The 21,009-nt window shown below is 72.5% G+C and carries 17 protein-coding genes; 7 read left to right on the plus strand and 10 right to left on the minus strand.

What is annotated here, in order from left to right:
* Genes I2501_RS27120 through I2501_RS27130 form a run of 3 tightly spaced genes read left to right on the plus strand, consistent with a single transcriptional unit; the run spans window position 1 to window position 2,890 of the window.
* Complete coding sequence (locus tag I2501_RS27120) at window positions 1–1,449, plus strand: 3-oxoacyl-ACP reductase (protein WP_196196880.1); 1,449 nt, start codon at window positions 1–3, stop codon at window positions 1,447–1,449.
* A gap of 4 nt (window positions 1,450–1,453) precedes the next feature.
* Window positions 1,454–2,359 carry a MaoC family dehydratase gene (locus I2501_RS27125; protein WP_196196881.1) on the plus strand — a complete coding sequence of 302 codons (906 nt, stop codon included), beginning with the start codon at window positions 1,454–1,456 and terminating at the stop codon, window positions 2,357–2,359.
* A gap of 60 nt (window positions 2,360–2,419) precedes the next feature.
* A complete protein-coding gene (locus tag I2501_RS27130; protein WP_196196882.1) occupies window positions 2,420–2,890 on the plus strand; it encodes an SCP2 sterol-binding domain-containing protein in 471 nt (156 codons plus the stop codon).
* A gap of 72 nt (window positions 2,891–2,962) precedes the next feature.
* Here I2501_RS27130 and nadE read toward each other — a convergent pair whose 3' ends face one another.
* From nadE to I2501_RS39715, 3 genes are all read right to left on the minus strand, one after another.
* Entirely contained in the window at window positions 2,963–3,802 is an 840-nt protein-coding gene (nadE, locus tag I2501_RS27135) for an ammonia-dependent NAD(+) synthetase (RefSeq protein ID WP_328806665.1), read from the minus strand.
* A 147-nt stretch (window positions 3,803–3,949) separates the two neighbouring features.
* Window positions 3,950–5,677 (minus strand): class I adenylate-forming enzyme family protein, encoded by a 1,728-nt coding sequence (locus tag I2501_RS27140; protein WP_196196884.1) that lies wholly within the window; start codon window positions 5,675–5,677, stop codon window positions 3,950–3,952.
* A gap of 196 nt (window positions 5,678–5,873) precedes the next feature.
* A complete protein-coding gene (locus I2501_RS39715) occupies window positions 5,874–8,069 on the minus strand; it encodes a putative Ig domain-containing protein (protein WP_236047297.1) in 2,196 nt (731 codons plus the stop codon).
* Window positions 8,070–8,504: 435 nt separating this feature from the next.
* On the opposite strand from I2501_RS39715, the gene I2501_RS27150 reads away from it, so the two are divergent.
* Entirely contained in the window at window positions 8,505–9,230 is a 726-nt protein-coding gene (locus I2501_RS27150; RefSeq protein ID WP_196197073.1) for an aminoacyl-tRNA hydrolase, read from the plus strand.
* A gap of 248 nt (window positions 9,231–9,478) precedes the next feature.
* On the opposite strand, the gene I2501_RS27155 is transcribed toward I2501_RS27150, so the two are convergent.
* A complete protein-coding gene (locus I2501_RS27155; protein ID WP_196196885.1) occupies window positions 9,479–9,883 on the minus strand; it encodes a VOC family protein in 405 nt (134 codons plus the stop codon).
* A gap of 68 nt (window positions 9,884–9,951) precedes the next feature.
* Window positions 9,952–10,905 (minus strand): AraC family transcriptional regulator, encoded by a 954-nt coding sequence (locus I2501_RS27160; RefSeq protein WP_328806666.1) that lies wholly within the window; start codon window positions 10,903–10,905, stop codon window positions 9,952–9,954.
* Between the two features lie 53 nt (window positions 10,906–10,958).
* On the opposite strand from I2501_RS27160, the gene I2501_RS27165 reads away from it, so the two are divergent.
* Entirely contained in the window at window positions 10,959–12,131 is a 1,173-nt protein-coding gene (locus I2501_RS27165; protein ID WP_196196887.1) for an alpha-hydroxy-acid oxidizing protein, read from the plus strand.
* Window positions 12,132–12,217: 86 nt separating this feature from the next.
* Here I2501_RS27165 and I2501_RS27170 read toward each other — a convergent pair whose 3' ends face one another.
* From I2501_RS27170 to I2501_RS27185, 4 genes are all read right to left on the minus strand, one after another.
* Window positions 12,218–13,114, minus strand: coding sequence for a DUF1254 domain-containing protein (locus I2501_RS27170; protein ID WP_196196888.1), 897 nt, complete (start codon window positions 13,112–13,114; stop codon window positions 12,218–12,220).
* 332 nt (window positions 13,115–13,446) lie between these two features.
* Window positions 13,447–14,682, minus strand: a complete 1,236-nt coding sequence (gene fahA / locus I2501_RS27175; protein ID WP_196196889.1) for a fumarylacetoacetase — start codon at window positions 14,680–14,682, stop codon at window positions 13,447–13,449.
* 87 nt (window positions 14,683–14,769) lie between these two features.
* The gene (locus tag I2501_RS27180) at window positions 14,770–15,630 is read right to left on the minus strand and encodes a hypothetical protein (protein ID WP_196196890.1); all 861 of its coding nucleotides are present in this window, start codon (window positions 15,628–15,630) and stop codon (window positions 14,770–14,772) included.
* Window positions 15,627–16,895, minus strand: coding sequence for a homogentisate 1,2-dioxygenase (locus I2501_RS27185; RefSeq protein ID WP_196196891.1), 1,269 nt, complete (start codon window positions 16,893–16,895; stop codon window positions 15,627–15,629). The genes I2501_RS27180 and I2501_RS27185 overlap by 4 nt, the downstream gene beginning before the upstream one ends.
* Window positions 16,896–17,068: 173 nt before the next feature.
* Between I2501_RS27185 and I2501_RS27190 the strand changes: the two genes are divergently transcribed.
* Entirely contained in the window at window positions 17,069–17,605 is a 537-nt protein-coding gene (locus I2501_RS27190) for an Lrp/AsnC family transcriptional regulator (RefSeq protein WP_196196892.1), read from the plus strand.
* A gap of 118 nt (window positions 17,606–17,723) precedes the next feature.
* Here I2501_RS27190 and I2501_RS27195 read toward each other — a convergent pair whose 3' ends face one another.
* Entirely contained in the window at window positions 17,724–19,772 is a 2,049-nt protein-coding gene (locus tag I2501_RS27195; protein ID WP_196196893.1) for a hypothetical protein, read from the minus strand.
* Between the two features lie 303 nt (window positions 19,773–20,075).
* On the opposite strand from I2501_RS27195, the gene I2501_RS27200 reads away from it, so the two are divergent.
* Window positions 20,076–21,008 carry an LLM class F420-dependent oxidoreductase gene (locus I2501_RS27200; RefSeq protein ID WP_196196894.1) on the plus strand — a complete coding sequence of 311 codons (933 nt, stop codon included), beginning with the start codon at window positions 20,076–20,078 and terminating at the stop codon, window positions 21,006–21,008.
* Window position 21,009 lies beyond the last annotated feature (1 nt).

The raw sequence follows: 21,009 nt of genomic DNA on the forward strand, positions 1-21,009 counted from the left end.
ATGCCCGACCGCTACCTCTCGTGGACCGCGAGCGGCCCGGGCGGCTTCGTCGCGGCACGGCTGGGCCTGCCGCGACCCGAGCCGCTGATCCGGCGTCGCCCCGGGCGTCCCGACCTCTCCGGCCCGGTGCTCGTCGGCGACAGCACCGCCGAGAACACCGGCGGGAGCACCGGCGAGAGTGGCGGCGGCAGCGGCCGACTGGCCAAGCCGGTACGGGAGTTGTTGACTTCCTGGGAGATCGCCGTCCCGGAGAGCGCCGACTCCCCCGCCGCGCTGGTCTTCGACGCCACGGGCATCACGAGCAGCGACCGGCTCTCCGCACTGCACGCCTTCTTCCGCTCCCGGATCCGCTCGCTCGCGCCCTGCGGCCGGGTCGTCGTCCTCGGCACCCCGCCCGAGCTGGCGGGCGACGCGCGCGAGGCCGCCGCCCAGCGTGCACTGGAGGGGTTCGTCCGCTCGGTCGGCAAGGAGCTGCGGCGCGGTGCCACCGCCCAACTGCTGCTGGTCGCGCCGGGCGCGGAGGACGCGATCGCCGGAACGCTGCGGTTCGTGCTCTCGGCTCGCTCCGCCTACGTCTCCGGGCAGGTGCTGCGCATCGCCGCCGTGGCCGGTGGGCGGGACGCCGAGGCGGGCGCGGCGGGCGAGGTCGGCGCGCCCGGCGAGACCGGCGAGGCCGTCGACTGGGCCGCACCGCTGTCCGGTCGGGTCGCGCTGGTGACCGGCGCCGCGCGGGGCATCGGCGCGACGGTCGCCGAGACGCTGGCGCAGGACGGCGCAACCGTCGTCTGCCTGGACGTGCCCGCGCAGTCCGCCGAACTGCGGGCGGTGGCGGACCTGATCGGCGGCGAGGCGCTGGAGCTGGACCTCACCGCCGTGGACGCCCCAGCGCGCGTCGTTGCCCACCTCCGCAAGCGCCACGGCGGCGTGGACGTGGTCGTGCACAACGCGGGCATCACCCGCGACAAGACGCTCGGCCGGATGGACCCGGCGCAGTGGGACGCGGTCGTCGCGGTCAACCTGACGGCGGTGGAACGGCTGACGGAGGCGCTGCTCGAGCAGGTCTCCGCCGAGCAGGCGCCCGTGCTCAGGGACGGCGGACGGATCGTCTGCACCTCCTCGATCAGCGGCATCGCGGGCAATGTCGGCCAGACCAACTACGCCGCGAGCAAGGCCGGTCTGATCGGACTCGTGCAGTCGCTCGCCGCCGACCCCGAGCTTTCGAACCGTCGGATCACGATCAACGCGATCGCTCCCGGTTTCATCGAGACGCAGATGACGGCGGCCGTCCCGCTCTTCATCCGCGAGGCCGGACGCCGGCTCAACAGCCTGAAGCAGGGCGGCCAACCGGTCGACGTGGCCGAGGCGGTGGCGTTCTTCGCCGCTCCGGCGAGCGCCGGCGTCAACGGTCAGGTGCTGCGCGTCTGCGGCCAGGCCCTGCTGGGAGCGTGAACGAATGATCGCAGCGGACTCGAAAGACAACGCGATCGATGTGATCGAACTGAGCAAAACCCCGTCGATCGCAAGCCTCTATGCACGTGCCGTCCTGCCCAAGCCGCGCCACGCGGGGGCCTCCGTTCCCGAGCGCGCGGTCCGGCTGCGCGACGTCGCGCCAGACCCGCAGCGGCTGCACCGGTACCGCGAGCTGTGCGGGTTCGCGGCCGAGGACCGGCTGCCCGCGACCTACCCGCACCTCGTCGCGTTCCCGCTCTCGATGGCGCTGATGACGGCCAGGGACTTCCCGCTGCCGCTGCTCGGCCTGGTCCATCTGGCCAACCGGATCGAGCAGTCGCGCCCGGTCGCCCCCGACACCCGGCTCGACCACCTCGTCCGGACCACCGCGCCGCGTCCGCACGCCAAGGGCCGCGTCTTCGACGTCGTCGCGGAGGCCACCACGGCCGACGGCGAGCAGGTCTGGCGCTCCGTCAGCACCTACCTGCACCGGGGACCCGGCGGTGACGCCCCGGGCCCGCGCCCGGCCGACGAGGAGCTGACCGGCGCCGAGCTGGACACCTCGTGGACGCTCCCCGGCGGTCTGGGCCGCGCCTACGGCGCGGTCTCCGGCGACCGCAACCCGATCCACCTGCACCCGCTGACCGCCCGGCTCTTCGGCTTCCGGCGCGCGATCGCGCACGGCATGTGGACCAAGGCCCGCTGCCTCGCCGCGGTGGAGGCGCGCCTGCCGGACGCGTTCACCGTCGGCGTGGACTTCCGCACGCCGGTGCTGCTCCCCGGCACGGTCCGGTTCCGGGCGGCGCGCGTCGCGGACCACGACTGGTCCTTCCAGCTCACCGACCCGTCGGCGGAACGCCGTCACCTGCTCGGCAGGATCACGGCCAGCAGCACGGCCCACCATCCCTGACTCTCAGCTCGCACCCCACCACCCGCACCAGACCCACCGCAGCAGACAATGGAGCCCGTCATGGCCGACACCACCGCAGCACAGCTCGCCGAGCTCGACTTCGCCACCGTCTCCCCGCAGGAGTTCGCCCGGCTGGTCAAGGGGCTCTCCACCAAGGAGATCCGCGAGATCATGCGCGGCGAGCTGCGCCTCCAGGTCCTGCGCGCGGTCTTCGGCCGGATGGAGCGCCAGTTCCGCCCGGACAACGCCGGTCACACCGTGGCGCTGATCCGCTGGAAGGTCGGCGAGGCCGCCGAGGACGCCGAGACCGTCTTCGAGACCGCCATCGACAAGGGCAGCTGCGCCGTGACCGAGGGCCGCAGCGAGGAACTCCCGAAGGTCACGCTGACCCTGGGCGACGCGGAGTTCCTCAACCTGGTCTCGGGCAACGCGAACCCGGTCACCATGTTCTTCGCGCGCAAGCTCAAGGTCGCCGGCGACCTCAGCCTGGCCGCCCGGCTGACGCACTACTTCGACATCCCGAAGGCGTGAACGACCGTGGCCCGGAGCGAAAGCTCCGGGCCACGAAACGCTCACCGCAGAAACGCTCAGACGAAAGAACGCTCAGGGAGCGATCGGCAGCTGCCGCTTGTGCTCGGTCATCCCGTAGCGGCGGACGATCGCCGCGAACGCCTCCTCGGCGACCGGCTTGCCCTCCAGGAAGTCGTCGATGTCGTTGTAGGTCACGCCGAGCGCGTCCTCGTCGGGCTTGCCCGGGGCCAGCGTCTCCAGGTCGGCGGTCGGGGTCTTGTGGACCAGCTCGGCGGGCGCGCCGAGCTCGTCCGCGACGGCACGGACGCGCCGCTTGGTGAGGCCGGTCAGCGGGACCACGTCGGCCGCGCCGTCGCCGAACTTGGTGAAGAAGCCGGAGACCGCCTCGGCGGCGTGGTCGGTGCCGACCACCAGGCCGTCGTGCGCACCGGCCACCGCGTACTGGGCGACCATGCGCTGGCGGGCCTTGATGTTGCCGTGCACGAAGTCCTGGTGGTGCTCGTCGCGGAAGACCGCGTCACCGGCGAGGACGGCCTCCAGCGCGGCGTCGCTGGCGGGCTTCACGTCGACGGTCAGCACCTTGTCGGCGCGGATGAAGTCCACCGCCAGCTGGGCGTCCTTCTCGTCGGCCTGGACGCCGTACGGCAGGCGCATGGCGTAGAAAGTGGCGTCGCCCCCGGCCGCGCGGACCCGCTCGACGGCGAGCTGGCAGAGCCGGCCGGCGGTGGTCGAGTCCACGCCGCCGCTGATGCCGAGCACCAGCGCGCGCAGCCCGGTGGAGGTGAGCCGCTCCGCGAGGAAGGCCACCCGGCGCTCGATCTCCTGCCCGGCGTCGAAGGTCGGGCTCACCTGGAGATCCCGGGCGATCTCCTGCTGCACCTGCTGCTGGGACGCGGACGCCAGGTCGGTCACGCTTGCTCCTCGGTCGGGCCCGTGGACGGGCTTACTCAGGACTCGGTTGCACTCTAGAGGAAGGCTACGACCTCCGAGCCGGTGCATGCGCCCAGGTCACCTGGCTGTAACCGGTCGGGCAGCGCGAGGACGGACGTCAAGCGTCGGTCACTCCACCCGGCCCCTGCGGGCGCGCAACGCGCGAAGCTCGGTCTTGAGCACCTTGCCCGCAGCCGAGACGGGCAGCCCGGGCAGGAAGTACAGCTCCCTGACGCGCTGGTACGGCGCGACGCGCTCGGCCACGAACGCCGTCAGCTCCTCCGCAGACACCTCGACGCCCGTCCCCGGACGCAGCACCACGTACGCGGCCGGGACCTCGCCCGCGTCCGGGTGCGGCGCGCCGATCACGGCGACCTGCGCGACCGCCGGATGCGCGGCCAGCACCTCCTCCAGCTGCGTCGGATAGACGTTGTAGCCCTTGTAGATGAGCATGTCCTTCGCCCGCCCGGAGAGGAACAGCTGACCGTCCTCGTCCAGCCGTCCGACGTCACCGGTGTTGAGCCAGCCGTCCGCCCACTGCTCGGCGGTGAGCTCCGGGCGGTTCAGGTAGCCGTCGACGATCTGCGGGCCGCGGGCGAAGACCACGCCGGTCTCGCCGACAGGCAGCGCCTTGGCCGGGTCGGCGGGCGAGCGGATCTCCAGCTCGGTGTCGAAGAGCGGGACGCCCACGCTGCCGGGCTCGCCCAGGTGGTCGCGGTCGGGCGTGACCATGGTCAGCGCCATGGTCGCCTCGGTCATCCCGTAGCCCTCGGCGACGGCGGCGTTGGGAAACGCGGCGGCGAGGCGCGCGATGGTCGGCGAGTCGAGCGGCGCGGCGCCGGAGTTGACCAGGCGCACCGCCCGCAGGTCGTAGGAGCCCGCGTCGATGGCCGCGAGCAACGCGTGATGCAGGGCGGGCGATCCGGTCAGTCCCGTCGCGCCGTTGCGCACCATGGCCGCCAGGAACGCCTGCGGCTCGAACCGGCCGTGGGCGACGACCGTGGTCCCGCCCAACACGCCGATGCTGGCGCTGATCAGGCCCATGGCGTGGAAGACGGGGACGACGTTGACGGCGAGCTCCGCGCCGATCTCCGAGGTCCACGGCGTGACCGCGCCCGGGACTTGACGGAGCGTCACCATTCCGTCGGCGTCGTACTCGGGCAGCACGGCGGCGCGTGCGCAGAGCGACTGCAGGACGTTGGCCCAGACATGGCGGTCGCGGACCCGAACCGCCTTGGAACGGCCGGTGGTTCCGCCCGTGAAGGAGAGATGGGCGAGGTCGTCCGGCGTGCGCACGGTCGCGGGCGCGGGCTCGGCGGCGAGCAGGTCCGCCAGCGGGACCACGCCCGAGGCAGCGGCCGTGGAGGCGGCGTTCGCCGTGGCCGGGCCCGGCTTGGGCGGTGGCGCGGGCGCGGTGGCCGTCGGCGGCACCAGCACGACCAGCCGCTCCGCCCTGGCCGCCTCGGTCAGGGACGGCAGACAGGCCGGGTGGGTGACCAGCGCGGTGGCGCCGATCTCGTCCAGCGCGGCGTCCAGCGCCTCGGGCGGCTGGGTGGGGTTGATCGGCGACACCGTCGCCCCCGCGAGCAGCGCGCCGTGGTAACTGACCGCGAACCAGAGGTTGTTCGGCTGCACCAGCGCGACCACACCGCCGCGTCCGATCCCGCGTTCCCGCAGCCCCTGCGCGAACCGCAACGCCTTGTCGAGCAACTCGATGAAGCTGAGCCGCAGTTCGCCGTCGACCAGCGCGGCTCTCGCGCCGTGCGCGCGGGCCGCCGAGGGGAGCAGGGTGTGCAGTCCGGTGGTCGGGTAGTCGAGCGTGCGGGGCATGCCGACCGGCCAGAGGTCGCGGGTCATCCGACAACTCCCTTCGAGCGGGGGCGGAGCGCGTTCGTCAAGCTAGGCCCGCCGCCAGGCCGTGTCCATGCTTCGGACAGAAACACGGAGGGAGTCCCGGACACCAAGGAGCCGGTGGCCGCGACGCGCTGGGCGTCGCGACCACCGGCAAGGTGGTGCTGAGCGTCAGATCGGATCAGGTCCGATCAGTGGTGCGTCAGGAGGCGTTCAGCGCCGTGTCGTCGACCACGAAGCTGGTCTGCAGGCTGGCGTCCTCGCTACCGGTGAACTTGAGGGTGACAGTCTGGCCGGCGTAGCTGTTCAGGTTGAACGAGTGCTGGGTGTAGCCGTTGGCCGCGTTCAGGTTCGAGTACGTGGCCAGCGTGCCGAGCACCGTGCCGCTGCTGTTCAGGACCTGGACCTTGAGGGTGTCGTAGGCCGTGGTCGTGGTGGTCTCAGCGGTGTCGATGTGCAGCCAGAAGGAGAAGTTGGCGCTGCAACCCGCCGGGATCGCGACCTTCTGGGCGAGGGTGTCGGTGTGGGTGGTGCCGTAGCCGTCCAGCCACGCGTCCCAGGTGCCCGAGTGGGCCGGCTCACCCGACGAGTTGTACTGGCCGATGACGCCGGAGGACGCGGACCAGACCGTGTTGCCGGATTCGAAGCCGGGGTTGCCCAGCTTCTGGCCGGGGCTGGTGCAGCCACCGGTGGACGAGTTGACGGTCCAGGTGAAGGAGGTGCTGCCCGACGCGGTGCCCGAGGAGGCGGTGACGGTGACGCTGTCGGTCCCGGCCGTGGTCGGGGTGCCGGAGATCAGACCGGAGGACGAGATCGACAGACCCGCCGGAAGACCGGTCGCGCTGTAGGTGAGCGACTTGCCCGCCGAGTCGGAGCCGCTGATCTGCAGCGAGGCAGCGGTGCCGACCGTCGCGGTCTGGTTGCCCGGGTTGGTCACGCTGACCGTCTCGTTACCGCCCTGCGAGTTGACGGTCCAGGTGAAGGAGGTGGTGCCGCTCGCGCCGCTGCTGTCCTTGGCGGTGGCCGTGACGCTGGAGGTGCCGGCGGCGGACGGGGTGCCGGAGATCAGACCGGAGGAGGAGATGGACAGACCCGCCGGAAGACCGGTGGCGCTGTAGGTCAGGCTCGCGCCGCCCGAGTCCGAGCCGCTGATCTGCAGCGACGCGGCGGTGCCGACGGTCGAGGTCTGGTTGCCCGGGTTCGTCACCGTGACGGTGTTACCACCGTGGTTGACGATGGCGTGCGACAGGTCGCACTCGTTGGTGTCGTTGGACCAGGTCGCCTGCATCGCGAACGAGCCGCTGCCCATCGAGACCATGCCCGCGCCACCGGCGGTGCCGGGAGAGAGCCAGGCGCACTCGTCGCCGTTCTCCTGGCCGTTGTAGCTGCTGCCGGACTGCTGGTTGGTCCAACCGCCCGCCGGGAACTGGTCGGAGACCGTCTCCGCGAACTCGTGGCCCATCGTGATGGTCCACCCGTCCAGCGTTCCGGGCGAGTTGACGAACCCGACGCCACAGCCGGAGCCGGAGTCCATGTTGTAGGGCTGGTTGGAGAAGGCCAGGTCGCCGTAGGGCGAGTTGACCGCACCGCCGGTCAGCGAGGAGTCGCCGGTGTAGTCGTGCCAGGCGCAGTACTGGCCCTGGTAGTTGTCCGGGTTGGCCCCGGTCGGCGAGAGGATGACGTAGTAGGCGTCACGGTTGGCGGCGGAGGTGGTGTTGCCGAAGTGCGCCGCCGCGCTGACGGCCTCGGTGCCCAGCTGGTTGCCGGACGCCGCGCTCGGCGACGCCGCCGAGTTGTCGTACCAGACGCCGGACAGCACGCCACCGCTCATGTAGGGGACGTAGCTGGCGCCGGACGCCGGGCAGCTGGTCGCACCCGAGGACACGCCGGTGCCGTCACACCACTGGGTCAGCGTCGCCGACCACAGCTCGTTGCCGGTGCCGATGCCCTTGAACATCTCCTGCGCGACCGGAGCGCCGCCGTCCGGGTCACCGGAGAACGTGTCGTCGCCGCTGCTGTTGGTGCTCTCGGTGCCCCACTGGTTGCCGTAGAAGACCAGGTAGACCTTGGCGTGACCGTCAAGCACACCCACGTTGTTGATGCCGCCGCCGTACGACAGCGTCTCCGGGCCCGTGGTGGCCTGCGGCGACTCGTGTGAGGACGCCCACGACTTCATCTTCGCGTTCTGCGAGATGGTCGGGATCACACCGTGCCGGTAGGAGTGCCCAGTGGCCGGGTTGTACGGATTGGCGGACGTGCTGGCCGCCGAGCCGGCGGTGTGCACGGGGACTGCACTGGCCGTAGGCGCGAAGCCGAACGCGACCGCGCCGGCCAGGGAGAGCGAGGCGAGGCCGGCCATGGCCGCGCGTGCCGCTCCACCGCGAAGGGGGATGCCCATCGTCTGCGGATCCTCTCATGGAGAATGTCGTGTCGTGTACACATCATTGGGGTGTACACGTGACTGCCCGTAGCGCGTGGATCAGGGGAAACAGGGCTGCCACCACCTGTGGTGGTGTTGTGCATGCACAGCGAAGCAGGGGCCTGACATCACGTCAACATGCACAGAACATGCACTTGTTGGGCGCAAGATCGGCGGATCTTACTGTCGGGTAGATTTGCCCTGGTCATGACGGGTCGGGGCGCGTAGCCGAACGTGATCGAACCATCACCCTCAGAGCAACCTCAGAGGCTCGGGTCGGGGGGCGCGCGGCGGGACGGGCGCGCCCGGACGACCACTCCGCGCGCCTGGGAGACTGAACCGGTGACGACCAACGCTGAGCACTCCCCCACCACGCCCGCGCCCGACGGCCCGCCGGCCGACCCCTCGGTCAACCTGTCGGTCACCCCGTCGGCCAACCCCTTCGCCGACCAGGCCGACCTGCGGGACAGCGCGCCGCAGTACGTGCTCCCCCTCGTCGTCCGCATCGAACGCGCCGAGCCGCCCGGTCACACCGACGCCCTGGAGACCGCGGCCCGCGCCGTGCTCGCCTTCCTCAGCGACGAGCGGGTCACCGAGCCGGACGGCGAGTGGGCGGAGGCCGTCGCGGCCTGGGAGGACGCCCGGATCCGCAAGGTGGTCCGCCGCGCGCGCGGCGGCGAGTGGCGCCGCGCGGCGGAACTGCCCGGCCTCACGACGACCGGCAAGGCCGCGGAGGTCCGCGTCTTCCCACCGATCCCGTTGGACGGCTGGCCCAAGGAACTGGCCAAGCTCCAGGTCTCCGGCACCGAGCTGGCCGACGAGACACCCCCTGCCCCGGCCGCGCCCGGCACGCCAGTGCTGTGGCTCAACCCCGACCTGGCCATGTCCACCGGCAAGGCGATGGCCCAGGTCGGCCACGCCGCGCAGCTCACGTGGTGGGCGCTCTCGCCTGCGGCGCGCGCGGAGTGGCACGCCGAGGGGTTCCCGCTGGCCGTCCGCGCGGCGGCGCCGGGCGCCTGGGCGGAACTGACCGCTGCGGACGCGGGGTTGCCGCTGGTCCGCGACGCCGGCTTCACGGAGATCGCCCCGGGGTCCAGCACGGTCGTGGCCGACCACCCTGCCCTTCGGCAGACGAGTTAGTTGCAACCACGGGGGCGCGGGGCTGTGCTGATGTGCGGCTCCGCCCCGTGGGCGCGACGAGCCGGGCTTTTCGCTCCCGCAGGTAGTTGCACCACCCCAGGGGCGCGGGGAACTGCGCGATCAACCACCCTGTGCGGATGGCCCTGCGCGTTGAGGAGCATCCGCACGCGGGTGGCTTGTCGCGCAGTTCCCCGCGCCCCCAGATAGTGCAACTTCCCAACGCCTCAACAACTCACCGTCGGCAACGCCTACCGCGGCTCGCCCGCGTACGTGCCGAAGGACCAGCGGTTGCCCTCCGGGTCGCGGGCAGCGAAGTCGCGGGAGCCGTAGTCGGTGACGTGGAGGTCGGAGGTGATCTCCGCGCCCGCCGCCTTGGCGCGGGCGTGGACCGCGTCCGGGTCGGCGGTGACGACGTACGCGCCGAAGCTGCCGGGCCGGAGCGGCCACGCGTCGCCCTTCTGGTCCGGGCGGACCGAGCCGAGCATGATGCCGCCGCCCTCCGGCCAGGACAGTTGGGCGTGTTGGACGTCGTCGCCCTCGCCGTAGACGACGGTCTCCTCGAAGCCGAACGCGTCGACCAGGAACCGGATCAGCGCGCGGGCGTCCTTCGCGCGCAGGGTCGGCCAGACCTGCGGTGCGGGATCGGTGGTCATGACGGTTGCGCCTCCCTGTGTGTCCTGCATGTCCGTTTCCTGCTTGTCCGGTGCTGCTGCTCCCAGCATCAACTCGCCGGGTGGTGGCCGGATTGGATGTTTCGGAACTCCTCCGCGAGCCAGGCGCTCGGCGAGCAGCCCGCCAGCGCCGCGAACTCGCGGTCCAGGTGGGACTGGTCCGCGTAGCCGCAGTCCGCGGCCAGACCGGCGAGGTCGGGGCGGTCCGGGCGGGCGGCCAGGGCGCGTCGGGCCAGGTCGAAGCGGACGACGCGGGCCGCGGCCTTCGGGCTGAGGCCGAACTCCGCGACGAACCGGCTCTGCAGGTGGCGTGCGCTCCAACCCACCTCCGCCGCAAGCGAGTCGACGCGGACGCGCCCGCCCGTGGCGACCAGCAGCCGCCAGGCGCGCACCGCCTCCGGCGGCGGTACGGACGCGATCCGGCCGGAGTCGGCATCCCCGCGCAGCAGCCGGCCCACCAGCCACGCGTCCACGACCGCGAACCGCTCCGGCCATCCCGCGGCCGCGCGCAGCCGCTCGTGGACCTCGCGGGCGTCCGCACCGAGGACGTCGTCCGCGTGGACGTCGATCCCGGCCAGCGCGCCGCCCGGCAGCCCCAGCAGGGACCGCGCGCCCAGCGGGCTGAGGGCGATCTGCACGCCCGACTGGCGTCCCGGCACGGCGATCAGCGCGGGTGCGGTGTGCAGGCCGCCGAGCAACGTCAGGTAGTCCCCGGGCGCGGCGGCCGGATCCGGGTGGGCGGCGACGCTGAGCGGGTCGTCCAGGGTGAGGATCAGCGTCAGCCAGGGCGACGGCAGGCCGCGGTGACGGGCGACCGGGAGGCCGCTCTGGCGGTAGCCGGAGTACCAGCCGACCAGCCCGCGCAGCGCGGGCGCAGGCACGCCCCGGACGGCCTCGTCCACGGGCTCGTCCGCGCGGGCCTCGGTGCCGATGTCCACCACGCCGGTGACCACGTCACCATTCTCCCCTCCGGCCGCCAGTCCGGCGTGCTTGCCAGTGATCACCCGAGGCGGGAGGCTGGCGGGCGACATCCGCTGCCAGGGAGGCGATCGGCTCGATGAGTGCGCAGTTCGGCGACTACCAGAACGAGATCTACTTCAACGGACTCTTCGGCCGCCTGCCCGAGCTGCCGCTGGCCCACGCCGAGCTGGCCCGCCGCGCCGAGGCCGCGCTGCCGCCGGGCGTCTGGTCCTACGTCGCGGGCGGCGCGGGCGACGAGCGGACGCAGGACGCGAACGTCACTGCGTTCGACGGCTGGGGCCTGGTGCCCCGGATGCTGATCGGGGCCACGCAGCGCGACCTCAGCGTGGAGCTGTGCGGGCTGACGCTGCCGACCCCGCTGTTCATGGCCCCGGTCGGGGTGATCGGGCTCTGCGCGCAGGACGGTCACGGCGATCTGGCGACGGCACGGGCCGCCGCGCGCCTGGGTGTGCCGATGGTCGCCTCGACGCTGTCGGTGGACCCGATGGAGGAGGTCGCCAAGGAGTTCGGCGGGACGCCCGGCCTGTTCCAGCTCTACACGCCGACGGACCGCGAGCTGGCCGCCAGCCTGGTGCGGCGGGCCGAGGCGGCGGGCTTCGCCGGGATCGTGGTCACGCTGGACACCTGGGTCACCGGCTGGCGTCCGCGCGACCTGTCGACCGGCAACTTCCCGCAGCTGCGCGGGCACTGCCTGGCCAACTACTTCAGCGACCCGGTCTTCCGCTCCCGGCTGGAGAAGACTCCGGAGGAGGACCCCGCATCGGCGGTGCTGGCCTGGACGCAGATCTTCGGCAACCCGCTGACCTGGGACGATCTCGCCTGGCTGCGCTCACTGACCCGGCTGCCGCTGATCCTGAAGGGCATCTGCCACCCGGACGACGCCCGCCGGGCCAAGGACGCGGGGGTGGACGCGCTCTACTGCTCCAACCACGGCGGACGCCAGGCCAACGGCGGTCTGCCCGCGCTGGACGCGCTGCCGGGCGTGGTCGAGGCGGCGGACGGCCTGCCGGTGCTCTTCGACTCCGGCGTCCGGTCGGGCGCGGACGTCATCAAGGCGCTGGCGCTGGGCGCGACGGCGGTCGGCATCGGCCGCCCCTACGCCTACGGGCTGGCCCTCGGCGGCACGGACGGCATCGTGCACGTGCTGCGGACGCTGCTGGCCGAGGCGGACCTGATCATGGCCGTCGACGGCTACCCCGCCCTGGCCGACCTCCGCGCCGAGGGCGCGCTGCGGCGCGTCGCGCGGTAGCGCCCGGCCGGGGGGCGGTCAGAACCGGCCGGTGGTCAGAACCAGGCACCGCTCAGAACCAGCCGCCGCTCAGAACCAGCCGCCGCTCAGAACCAGGCGTAGCTCGGCAGGGTGTGCAGACCGACGGACGCGCCGACCGCGCGGGCCAGCGGGTTCTCGGCGAGCTCGGCGCGGGTGCCGAAGAGGAGCGAGTCCGGGCCGCGCGCGGACTTGGCGGCGGCCAGACGCTGGTGCGCGTCGGCGATCCCGTGTTCGAAGGCCTGCTCCGCGCCGGCCGTGAGGTCGCCCGGCTCGAACTCACCCTCGGTGCCGACGCCGAGGGCCGCCAGCCGCTCCCGCAGCACCGCCTCCAGCGGCAGCACCGGGCAGAAGCCGAGCAGGAAGTCGAGGACGGCGAAGAACTCGACGGTGTCCATCGCCTCCTCCCGCCAGATCGGCCAGGCCGGTTCCGGCGCGGGCTCGGGCGTGCCGCGGCCCAGGTAGTCGCTGAGCGGCCGGATCCGGAAGCCGCGCCGGAAGGCGGTGTAGACCGCCTCCGCGCCGTCCTCGCCCCCGACGGGCTGGGTGCGGCCGGTCAGGCCGACGAGCGTGGTGTCCGCGCGCAGGACGCCGGTCACGCCGTCCGGGACACGGCCCTGCCAGCCTGGGCCGGTGATCAGGTGGTGCCCGCCCTCACCGCCGGTGCTGCCCGAGCCGACGAAGCCGACGTAGCTGGTGTCGAGGTCGTGCACGGCCACGACGTAGCCGCGCTCGGTGGCCGGGACGGTCAGCACCCACGGCTCCGCCCGCAGGTCCAGCCACGCCCAGGCGGACGGCGGCCCGTCGGGGCCGCTGGGCGCGGTCTCGTGGTGGAACACACCGAAGCCCACCCCGCCCTCGACGGCCTGGCGGTAGAGCACGTGGTAGTTCTCCAGCAGGGCGTAGCCCCAGATCCACCCCTCGGCGGCGGTACGGCGGATCTCCTCGACGGGCGGGAATGCCATGGACGCCCTCTTCTCCTCCCGAGCCGACCCCGTCCCGAGCCGGTCCTCTCCCGAGCGTGGTGGAGCAGAGCCCCTTGCGCCACCCGGACGCGCCGCAAGGGTGGCCCGCGCGCTCCCTGCCCGCGCGGACGGCCCACCGCACGCCCCTACCCCATCGACTGCCGCTCCGTCAGGCAAGAGCTATGTCAGGGAAAGGGCAGGAAAGCGAGCCCGCTGAGCTTGGACCGCCCGGCGTCCGCCCCACGGGTGGGACAGCCGTGAAGGATGCGGTGACGGGACAGACGTCCCCCGAGGAGCGTCGGGAACCGCCGCATCCCACGCCCCGGAGGGGTTCAGCCCCGGGCGGGCAGGACGCGGCCGGAGACCTCGCCGAAGCCGATGACGGAGCCGTCCGGGCCCGGGGCGGTCGCGGTGATGGTGACCTCGTCGCCGTCCTCCAGGAAGGAGCGGGTGGTGCCGTCCGGGAGGGCGACGGGGCGTTCGCCGTTCCAGGTGAGCTCGATCAGCGCGCCCTCGGTGCCACGGTCCGGACCGCTGACCGTGCCGGAGGCGAAAAGGTCGCCGGGGCGGACCGACGCGCCGTTGACCGTCATGTGGGTGAGCTGCTGCGCCGCCGTCCAGTACATCGCCGCGAACGGCGGGCGGGAGACCACGGTGCCGTTGAGGCGGACCTCCAGGGAGAGGTCGAGGCCCCAGGGCTCCTTGGCGTCGCGGTCGTCCAGGTACGGCAGGGGTTCGACGTCACGCGCGGGCGGGGCGACGCGGGCCTGCCGCAGGGCCTCCAGCGGGACCACCCAGGGCGAGACGGAGGTGGCGAAGGACTTGCCGAGGAACGGGCCGAGCGGCACGTACTCCCATGCCTGGATGTCGCGCGCGGACCAGTCGTTGACCAGGCAGACACCGAAGACGTGGTCGGCGAAGCCGTCGAGCGGCACCGAGTCGCCCAGCTCGGTCGGCGCGCCGACGACGAAGCCGACCTCGGCCTCGATGTCGAGACGGCGGCTCGGGCCGAAGTTCGGGACCGCGTCCGCGGGGGCCTTGCGCTGCCCCTGCGGGCGGACGACGGGCGTGCCGGAGACCACGACCGTGCCGGAGCGGCCGTGGTAACCGATCGGCAGGTGCTTCCAGTTGGGCGTCAGCGGCTCGCTGCCGGGGCGGAACAGGCGGCCCAGGTTGGCGGCGTGGTGCTCGGAGGCGTAGAAGTCGACGTAGTCGCCGACCTGGAACGGCAGGTGCAGCGACACGTCCTGACGTGGAGTCAACTCAGGCTCGACGGCGGACCGGAAGGCCGGGTCGGTCAGCCACTCGGTCAGCAGCGCGCGCACCTGCGTCCAGACCGGACGCCCGGCGCCCAGCAGCGGGTTGAGTGTGGTGGCGTCGAGCAGGTCGGTGAGCTCAGGGTCGACGCCGACAGTGTTGGCCACCGCCGCCACGTTCAGGACCTGCTCGCCGACGGCGACGCCGATCCGCGGGCGTGGGTCGTCCGGGGTGGTGAAGACGCCGTAGGGGAGGTTGTGGATCCCGAACAGCGAGTCGGCGGGCAGGTCCAGCCAGGAGGCGGTGGTCACGCGGTGCTCCACGAGGTGGTCGACAGCGGTCGTCGGACGGTGGCGAGTGTCGGGCACCCAGGGTGCCCGACGGTGGGTGGACGGGCGTCAGACGGTGGGCAGCAGCCCGAGGGCGGAGAGGTCCTCCAGCGGTTCCAGCACGCTGCACGTGCCGTAGGCGGTGAACGCACCACGTGCGGCCATGGACTGAGTGAGCGTCAGATCCGCAGCCACGGACGCGAGTCCGTCCGCGCCGTGGTCGCCCAGCACCTGCGACACCGCCTCGACGTCCGCGCCCTGCACCGCGAAGTGCGCGGCCAGCAGGATGTTGAGGAAGCCGTGGTGGGTGAAGCCCGTCGCCGGGTCGGTGTGCCGGACGGCATGGTGCAGCCCGGCCGTGCACTTGAACGCGACCTCGCGCGCCGCGCAGCCGGTGACAAACGCCGCCAGCTCCTCGACGCTCGGGAAGGCGGCCGAATCCAGGCCGCCGGTGCGGTACTTGGCCCGGTACGGCGACGCGGCGACGACGTCCAGGGTGAGTTCGAGACCCGGACCGCGCCGCAGCTCCACCGCGCCCGTGACGTGCTGACCGGGCAACTCCCGGTCCAGCGCGGCGCAGCCGCGTGCGGCGGACTCGGCCGGGGAGCCCTCCGCGTCGGGGCCGAGCTCCACGCCGAGCAGGCGCAGCGCGGGCCACTTCGCCAACTCCGCCATGGCGGCGGGCAACGCGGCCGGTCCGGCGCGGACGACCAGCACGACGTCCAGGGGCTCCTCCCCCGCCGCCGCGCCGACCTCGGCGATCCTGTCCGCGCCGAGCAGGAACGGCCCGACCAGCGGCGCGTACCAGGCCTTGCGGTGGGCGTGGTGCGCCGGGACCGCCTCCTTGACCGGGGCGTCGCCGGGAGGGAAGAGCGCGGCGTCGTCACAGAGGCCGGTGAAGAGCGGCGGGATCGCGTGTGCGGGCCTCACTCCGTCGTCCCCTCGTCCGAGTCACGCTGCCGGTCGTCCGCCGGGCCGCGTCCGCTCCAACTCCATGCGTAACGGCCGTCGTCGGTGGCGCGGGCGCCCTCGGCGAGCTCCAACGGACGGAAGGTGTCGACCATGACGGCGAGCTCGTCGAAGAACTCCGCGCCGATGCTGCGCTCGTACGCGCCCGGCTGCGGGCCGTGGGTATGGCCGCCCGGGTGCAGCGAGACGCTGCCCTGGCCGATGCCGGATCCCTTGCGGGCCTCGTAGTCGCCGCCGCAGTAGAACATGACCTCGTCGCTGTCCACGTTGGCGTGGTAATACGGCACCGGGATCGACAGCGGGTGGTAGTCCACCTTGCGCGGCACGAAGTTGCAGATGACGAAGTTGTTGCCCTCGAACACCTGGTGGGCCGGCGGCGGCTGGTGGATCCGGCCGGTGATCGGCTCGTAGTCGGCGATGTTGAACGCGTACGGGTAGAGGCAGCCGTCCCAGCCGACCACGTCGAAGGGGTGACTCGGCATCACCATCACGGTGCCGCCGACGCCGCCGCCCACGCGGTGCTTGACGTAGACCTCGACATCCCCGTCCGAACCGTCCTCGCCGTCCCCGCCGGAGCCGTCCTCGACCACCAGCGGGCCGACCGGGCCGCGCAGGTCGCGCTCGCAGAACGGCGCGTGCTCCAGCAGCTGGCCGTACTTGGAGAGGTAGCGCTTGGCCGGGGTGATGTGGCTGTTGGCCTCGATCGCGTACAGGCGCAGCGGCGCGTCACCGGTCGGCAGCCAACGGTGCGTGGTGGCGCGCGGGATGACGACGTAGTCGCCCTGGCGCACCTCGATGCTGCCGAAGACGCTCTCCATCACGCCCGCGCCGGACTCGACGTAGACGCACTCGTCCCCTATCCCGTTGCGGTACAGGGGGGACGGCAGCCCGGCGGCGACGTAGGCGATCCGGACGTCCGCGTTGGCCAGCACCACGCGCCGGTCGCGGACCGGGTCGGCCTGACGCCACGACGCGCCCGGGAAGAGCTCGTGCAGCTTGAAGTGGAACGGCTTGAGCGGGTGGTTCGGCTCCGGCTTGCCCTCGTCGGTCCGCCAGACCCGGCTGTCGACCATGGCCGAGGGGATCGCACGGTGGTAGAGCAGCGAGGAGTCGGAGGAGAAGCCCTCCTCCCCCATCAGCTCCTCGTAGTGGAGCGAACCGTCGGCTGCTCGGTGCTGCGTGTGCCGCTTCGGGGGGATCGCCCCCACGCTGCGGTAGTAGGCCACCTTCGTCGCCTCCCGGGCTGCTGTGCCTTCGGCCCCCGGACAGACCCCGTCCGGCGCCCTGACAGGACCAGTATTGACGATCAGCAGTACAGGGCCTAGCTTCGCTCGCTGACAAGATCCGGCGGTCGAGGTAGGCAATCTGCCAAGCTTGATCCGGAGAGGAAGGCCGCCAGATGGAAGTTCAGCGTAGAAAACCCGACCAGCTGGACGTGCTGCTGATCCGCGCGCTCAAGGACCATCCGCGTGCCGGGTTCCTGGAGCTGTCCCGGTTGACGGGCGTGTCGCGGGCGACGGTCCAGGCCCGGATCCAGCGGCTGGAGACGGACGGGGTGATCACCGGCCACGGCCCGGACGTCGACCTGGCCGCCGCCGGGTTCCCGGTGCTGGCCTTCGTCAACCTGGAGATCTCCCAGGGCAGCCTGGGGGAGCTGACGACCGAGCTGTCCAAGGTCCCCGGCGTCCTGGAGGCCCACGGCACCACCGGCTCCAGCGACGTCCAGTGCCGGGTCGCCGCGACCTCCCACGACGGGCTTCAGCAGACCCTGCTGGAGATCAGCCGGATCCCCTGCGTCTCCCGGTCCACCAGCGTGATCGCACTGTCCCAGGTGGTCCCGCCGCGCTACCTGCCGCTGCTGGAGGCGGAGGAACGCCCGCGCCCGAGCCGCGTCCCGACCGCGGTGCGGCAGAAGGACGAGGACTCGGGCGCGTAGCGCACCGCCTGGAGGGAGTAGTCCGGGCGATGACGTGCAGTGATGGCGTTCAGATGAGGCTCAGGAGAGGTGCGGGGGACGGCCGGCAGGCAGGTCGGCCGTCCCCCGGGGTCAGCCGTCAGCCGTTGCCGTTGGGGCGCAGGGTGACGCTGAGGATCGTGCGGTACTCGGCCGGCTGCGCGGCGCCGACCGTGTAGAGCGCGGCCGGGTCGGTGCCGTAGGTGTCGCCGACGCTCGGCAGCGGCTTCGGCGTCGAGTACCCGGCGAAGAGCATGGTCAGCGAGCCGTCGCGGTTCTGCACCACGGTCGGGTCGTAGACGCGGCCGGAGTAGTAGCCGGAGACGCCCAGCTGGCCGCCCTTGGCGTCCAGCTGCTGGAGCGCGGAGAAGGTGTAGTCGGTGCCGATCAGCTTCTGCGGCGCGGACCAGTGGATGCCGTCACGCGAGGACGCGTAGAAGATCTGGTTGAAGGCGTCGCTGTCGCCGTCCGCCGCGTACGCGCCGGAGAGGAAGAGGCCGTAGCTGCCGTCCCGGTTGGTGATGACGGTGCCGCGCGAGCCGACCCAGCGCAGCACGCTGTCGCTGTTGGAGGTCGGGTCGTTCAGGCCGCTGACCTGGCCCAGGTCGGTGAAGTGCAGGCCGTCCGTGGTGTAGGCGGCGCGGGTGACGGTGTAGTCCTCGTTGTTGCCGAAGAGCGTCTTGGGCTTGTTCTTGCCCTCGCCGGTCTTGGACAGCGTCGCGTAGGGGGCGATCGCCGCGCCGGGCGCGCCGACGTCGCTGCCCTTGGCGACGGAGCCGGTGCCGCCGGTGCAGCCGGTCAGGTCGGTGGCGTCCTCACCGGTGCAGGTGACCTGGACGATCCCGGCCGCGGTGCCGAGGCTGACGGTGATCGAGCCGTTCGTCAGCGGCAGCTGCGTGGTGTTGCCGACCGGCACGGTGGCGGCGGGCAGGGTGACCGCGGCCGTGGTGGTGGTCGGCGTGTAGTAGTTGACGATCTTCTCGGTGTAGAGGACGCCGACGCTGCCGCGCGGCGCGCCCGGCAGGTGCGGAACGGTGCTGATGATGCCGTCGGGCGCGATCAGGCCGTCGGTCTGCTGCGCGTCGGCCGGGATCACCGGGCTGGCGGTGACCGCGTCGCCCGCGTTGATCTGCACGCCGGCGCCGTCGCGGGTGGTGCACCCGGTGAAGGCGGTCGCGGTGGCGTTGTTGTCGTTGCAGTCGACGATGTGGCCGTCCACGTTGAAGTGGCCCGGCTGCTCGAAGTTCGCGGTGCTGCCGACGTTGACGGTGACACCGTCGCCGCCCGGCCCGGCCGGGACGGAGACGGCGGCGCTCGCGCTGGTGGCGCCGCCCATGCCGACCGGCTCGGCGGAGGGCAGCCCGGCCAGCGGGTCGCCACCCTTCGGGTGGAGCTGGTGCACGATCAGGTTGACGCCGAGGTTGTCCCCGCTCGGGCGGCTGAGCGTGTAGAGGTACTCGTGGCCGCCGACGTTCAGGGTGAAGGCGTGGCCCTGGCCGTCGTCGTCGGTGTTGCCGTCGGCGCACAGGCCCTGGTTCTGCTCCAGCGCCTCGCCGGTGTAGGTCCAGGTCTTCCCGTGGTCGTGGGAGACGGCGGAGACCACGGCCTCGTCGGTGTCCTTGGGCCGGTAGTCGAACAGGCCGGTCAGCGTGCGACCGCCGTCGCTGCTGGTCACGAAGGGGAAGTAGTACGGCTGCATCGGCAGCGTGGTGCCCTTGGGCTGACGCACCACCGTGCCGGTCTCCGGCGTCGCACCGCCGCTGCTGCAGTAGCCGGGGAGCGGGCCGGGCGTGCCGGTGACACCGCTCTGCGCCGGGACCGTGCCGTTGCCCGCGGCGGGGTCGACGGCCAGGTTCGGGTAGGTGACGCCGCCGACGGTGACCGTCCCGGTGCCGCCCGCCGCGTAGACCGGCAGCGAGGAGCTGTAGGACTGACCGGCCGTCGGGTCGCCCTGGGCGAGCGTCCACGGGCCGCCCTGGACGGTGTCGACGACGGGCGTGCCGACCGAGTAGCTCACCGGGCCGTGGTGACGGTGGTCCGAGTTGGCGGGCTGGGCGTCCGCGGCGAACGCCTGGCCGAGCAGCGCGGCGGTCGTGGCGAGCCCGACCACCGCGATGGCAGAGGCCGTCGTGATCCGACGACGAGGCATAAATGTCCCTTTCAGGGTGCTGGGAGTCGTGCGCGTCTGACGAGACGGCGTGATCCTGACCCATCGCGCGAGACACGCGGGAGGTGTCTCGGGGACTGTTCATCCACCGTTTGCGAACCGTCCGCCGCGCGGTCGCGCTGCTCGCGGCGACCTGGAGTCCCGGTCGAGCGGAGGCCCCGCCGGCTGTGGGGACGCTGAAGAAATGCTGTGCGCCGCGCGTGGCGACGCCGGGGTCAACGCCCGTGGGAACACGCCTCGGAACACTCGTGGGAACCTGGAGTTCACCGACGGAGGGGAACCATCATGACGTTGCGCCTCGGGCTGAGCCTGCCTCAGTTCAAGCAGTACACACCGGGCAAGGACGTCGCGGAGGTGGCGCGCGCCGCCGAGCGGATCGGTTACGACAGCGTCTGGGTGTTCGAACGACTGCTTGTGCCCGAGGAGCCCGTCCAGGGCCTCTTCGGCGTCCCCGGCCTGCCCTGGCCCGACACCTACCGTTCGACCGCCGAGCCGCTGATGACGATGGCGACGGCCGCCGCCGTCACCGAGCGGGTGCGGATCGGCAGCAGCGTGCTGGTCGCGTCGCTCCACGTACCGTTCCAGCTGGCCAAGCAGCTCGCGACGCTGGACGCCGCCAGCGACGGCCGGGTGCTGGCCGGTCTCGGCACGGGCTGGTCCCACGACGAGTACGCGGCGGCCTCGGTCGTGCCCTTCGCCGAACGCGGGCCGCAGCTCGACGAGTTGCTCGACGTCATGGCGGCGGTCTGGGGTCCGGATCCGGTGGGCTACGAGGGCCGGTGGACCACGATCACCCCGGCCGTGGTGGGGCCGAAGCCCGCCCGCCCGATCCCGGTGCTGCTCGCGGGCGCGAGCCGCCCCGCGCTTGCGCGCGTCGCCCGCCGCGGTGACGGCTGGCTGCCGGTCGGGGTGCCGTTCGACAAGCTGCCGGGCATCTGGGCCGGGATCCGCGAGGAGGCCGAGGCGCACGGGCGCGACACCTCCGGCATGGAGCTCATCGGGCGGGCCAACCTCCGGATCACGCCCGACGCCCTGCCCGAGGACGGCCGCCAGCAGTTCACCGGCAGCCGCGCCCAGATCCTGGCCGACGTGGCGGCGACGTCGGCGGCCGGCGTCCACGAACTCCTGCTGGACCTCCAGGGCAGCGCCAAGGACGCCCACCACCTGAGCGACCTGGCGGAGGAGTTCCACCAGGCCGTCCGCGCAGCGGGGTTGTGAC

Source organism: Streptacidiphilus fuscans (assembly GCF_015690355.1).
GTDB classification, from domain to species: domain Bacteria; phylum Actinomycetota; class Actinomycetes; order Streptomycetales; family Streptomycetaceae; genus Streptacidiphilus; species Streptacidiphilus fuscans.

Bases quoted from the DNA above. Each gene is read 5' to 3' on its own strand.
- I2501_RS27120 (WP_196196880.1), top strand. From the start codon at position 1: ATGCCCGACCGCTACCTCTCGTGGACCGCGAGCGGCCCGGGCGGCTTC.
- I2501_RS27125 (WP_196196881.1), top strand. From the start codon at position 1,454: ATGATCGCAGCGGACTCGAAAGACAACGCGATCGATGTGATCGAACTG.
- I2501_RS27130 (WP_196196882.1), top strand. From the start codon at position 2,420: ATGGCCGACACCACCGCAGCACAGCTCGCCGAGCTCGACTTCGCCACC.
- I2501_RS27140 (WP_196196884.1), bottom strand. From the start codon at position 5,677: ATGACCCGCGACCTCTGGCCGGTCGGCATGCCCCGCACGCTCGACTAC.
- I2501_RS39715 (WP_236047297.1), bottom strand. From the start codon at position 8,069: ATGGGCATCCCCCTTCGCGGTGGAGCGGCACGCGCGGCCATGGCCGGC.
- I2501_RS27155 (WP_196196885.1), bottom strand. From the start codon at position 9,883: ATGACCACCGATCCCGCACCGCAGGTCTGGCCGACCCTGCGCGCGAAG.
- I2501_RS27165 (WP_196196887.1), top strand. From the start codon at position 10,959: ATGAGTGCGCAGTTCGGCGACTACCAGAACGAGATCTACTTCAACGGA.
- I2501_RS27170 (WP_196196888.1), bottom strand. From the start codon at position 13,114: ATGGCATTCCCGCCCGTCGAGGAGATCCGCCGTACCGCCGCCGAGGGG.
- I2501_RS27190 (WP_196196892.1), top strand. From the start codon at position 17,069: ATGGAAGTTCAGCGTAGAAAACCCGACCAGCTGGACGTGCTGCTGATC.
- I2501_RS27195 (WP_196196893.1), bottom strand. From the start codon at position 19,772: ATGCCTCGTCGTCGGATCACGACGGCCTCTGCCATCGCGGTGGTCGGG.
- I2501_RS27200 (WP_196196894.1), top strand. From the start codon at position 20,076: ATGACGTTGCGCCTCGGGCTGAGCCTGCCTCAGTTCAAGCAGTACACA.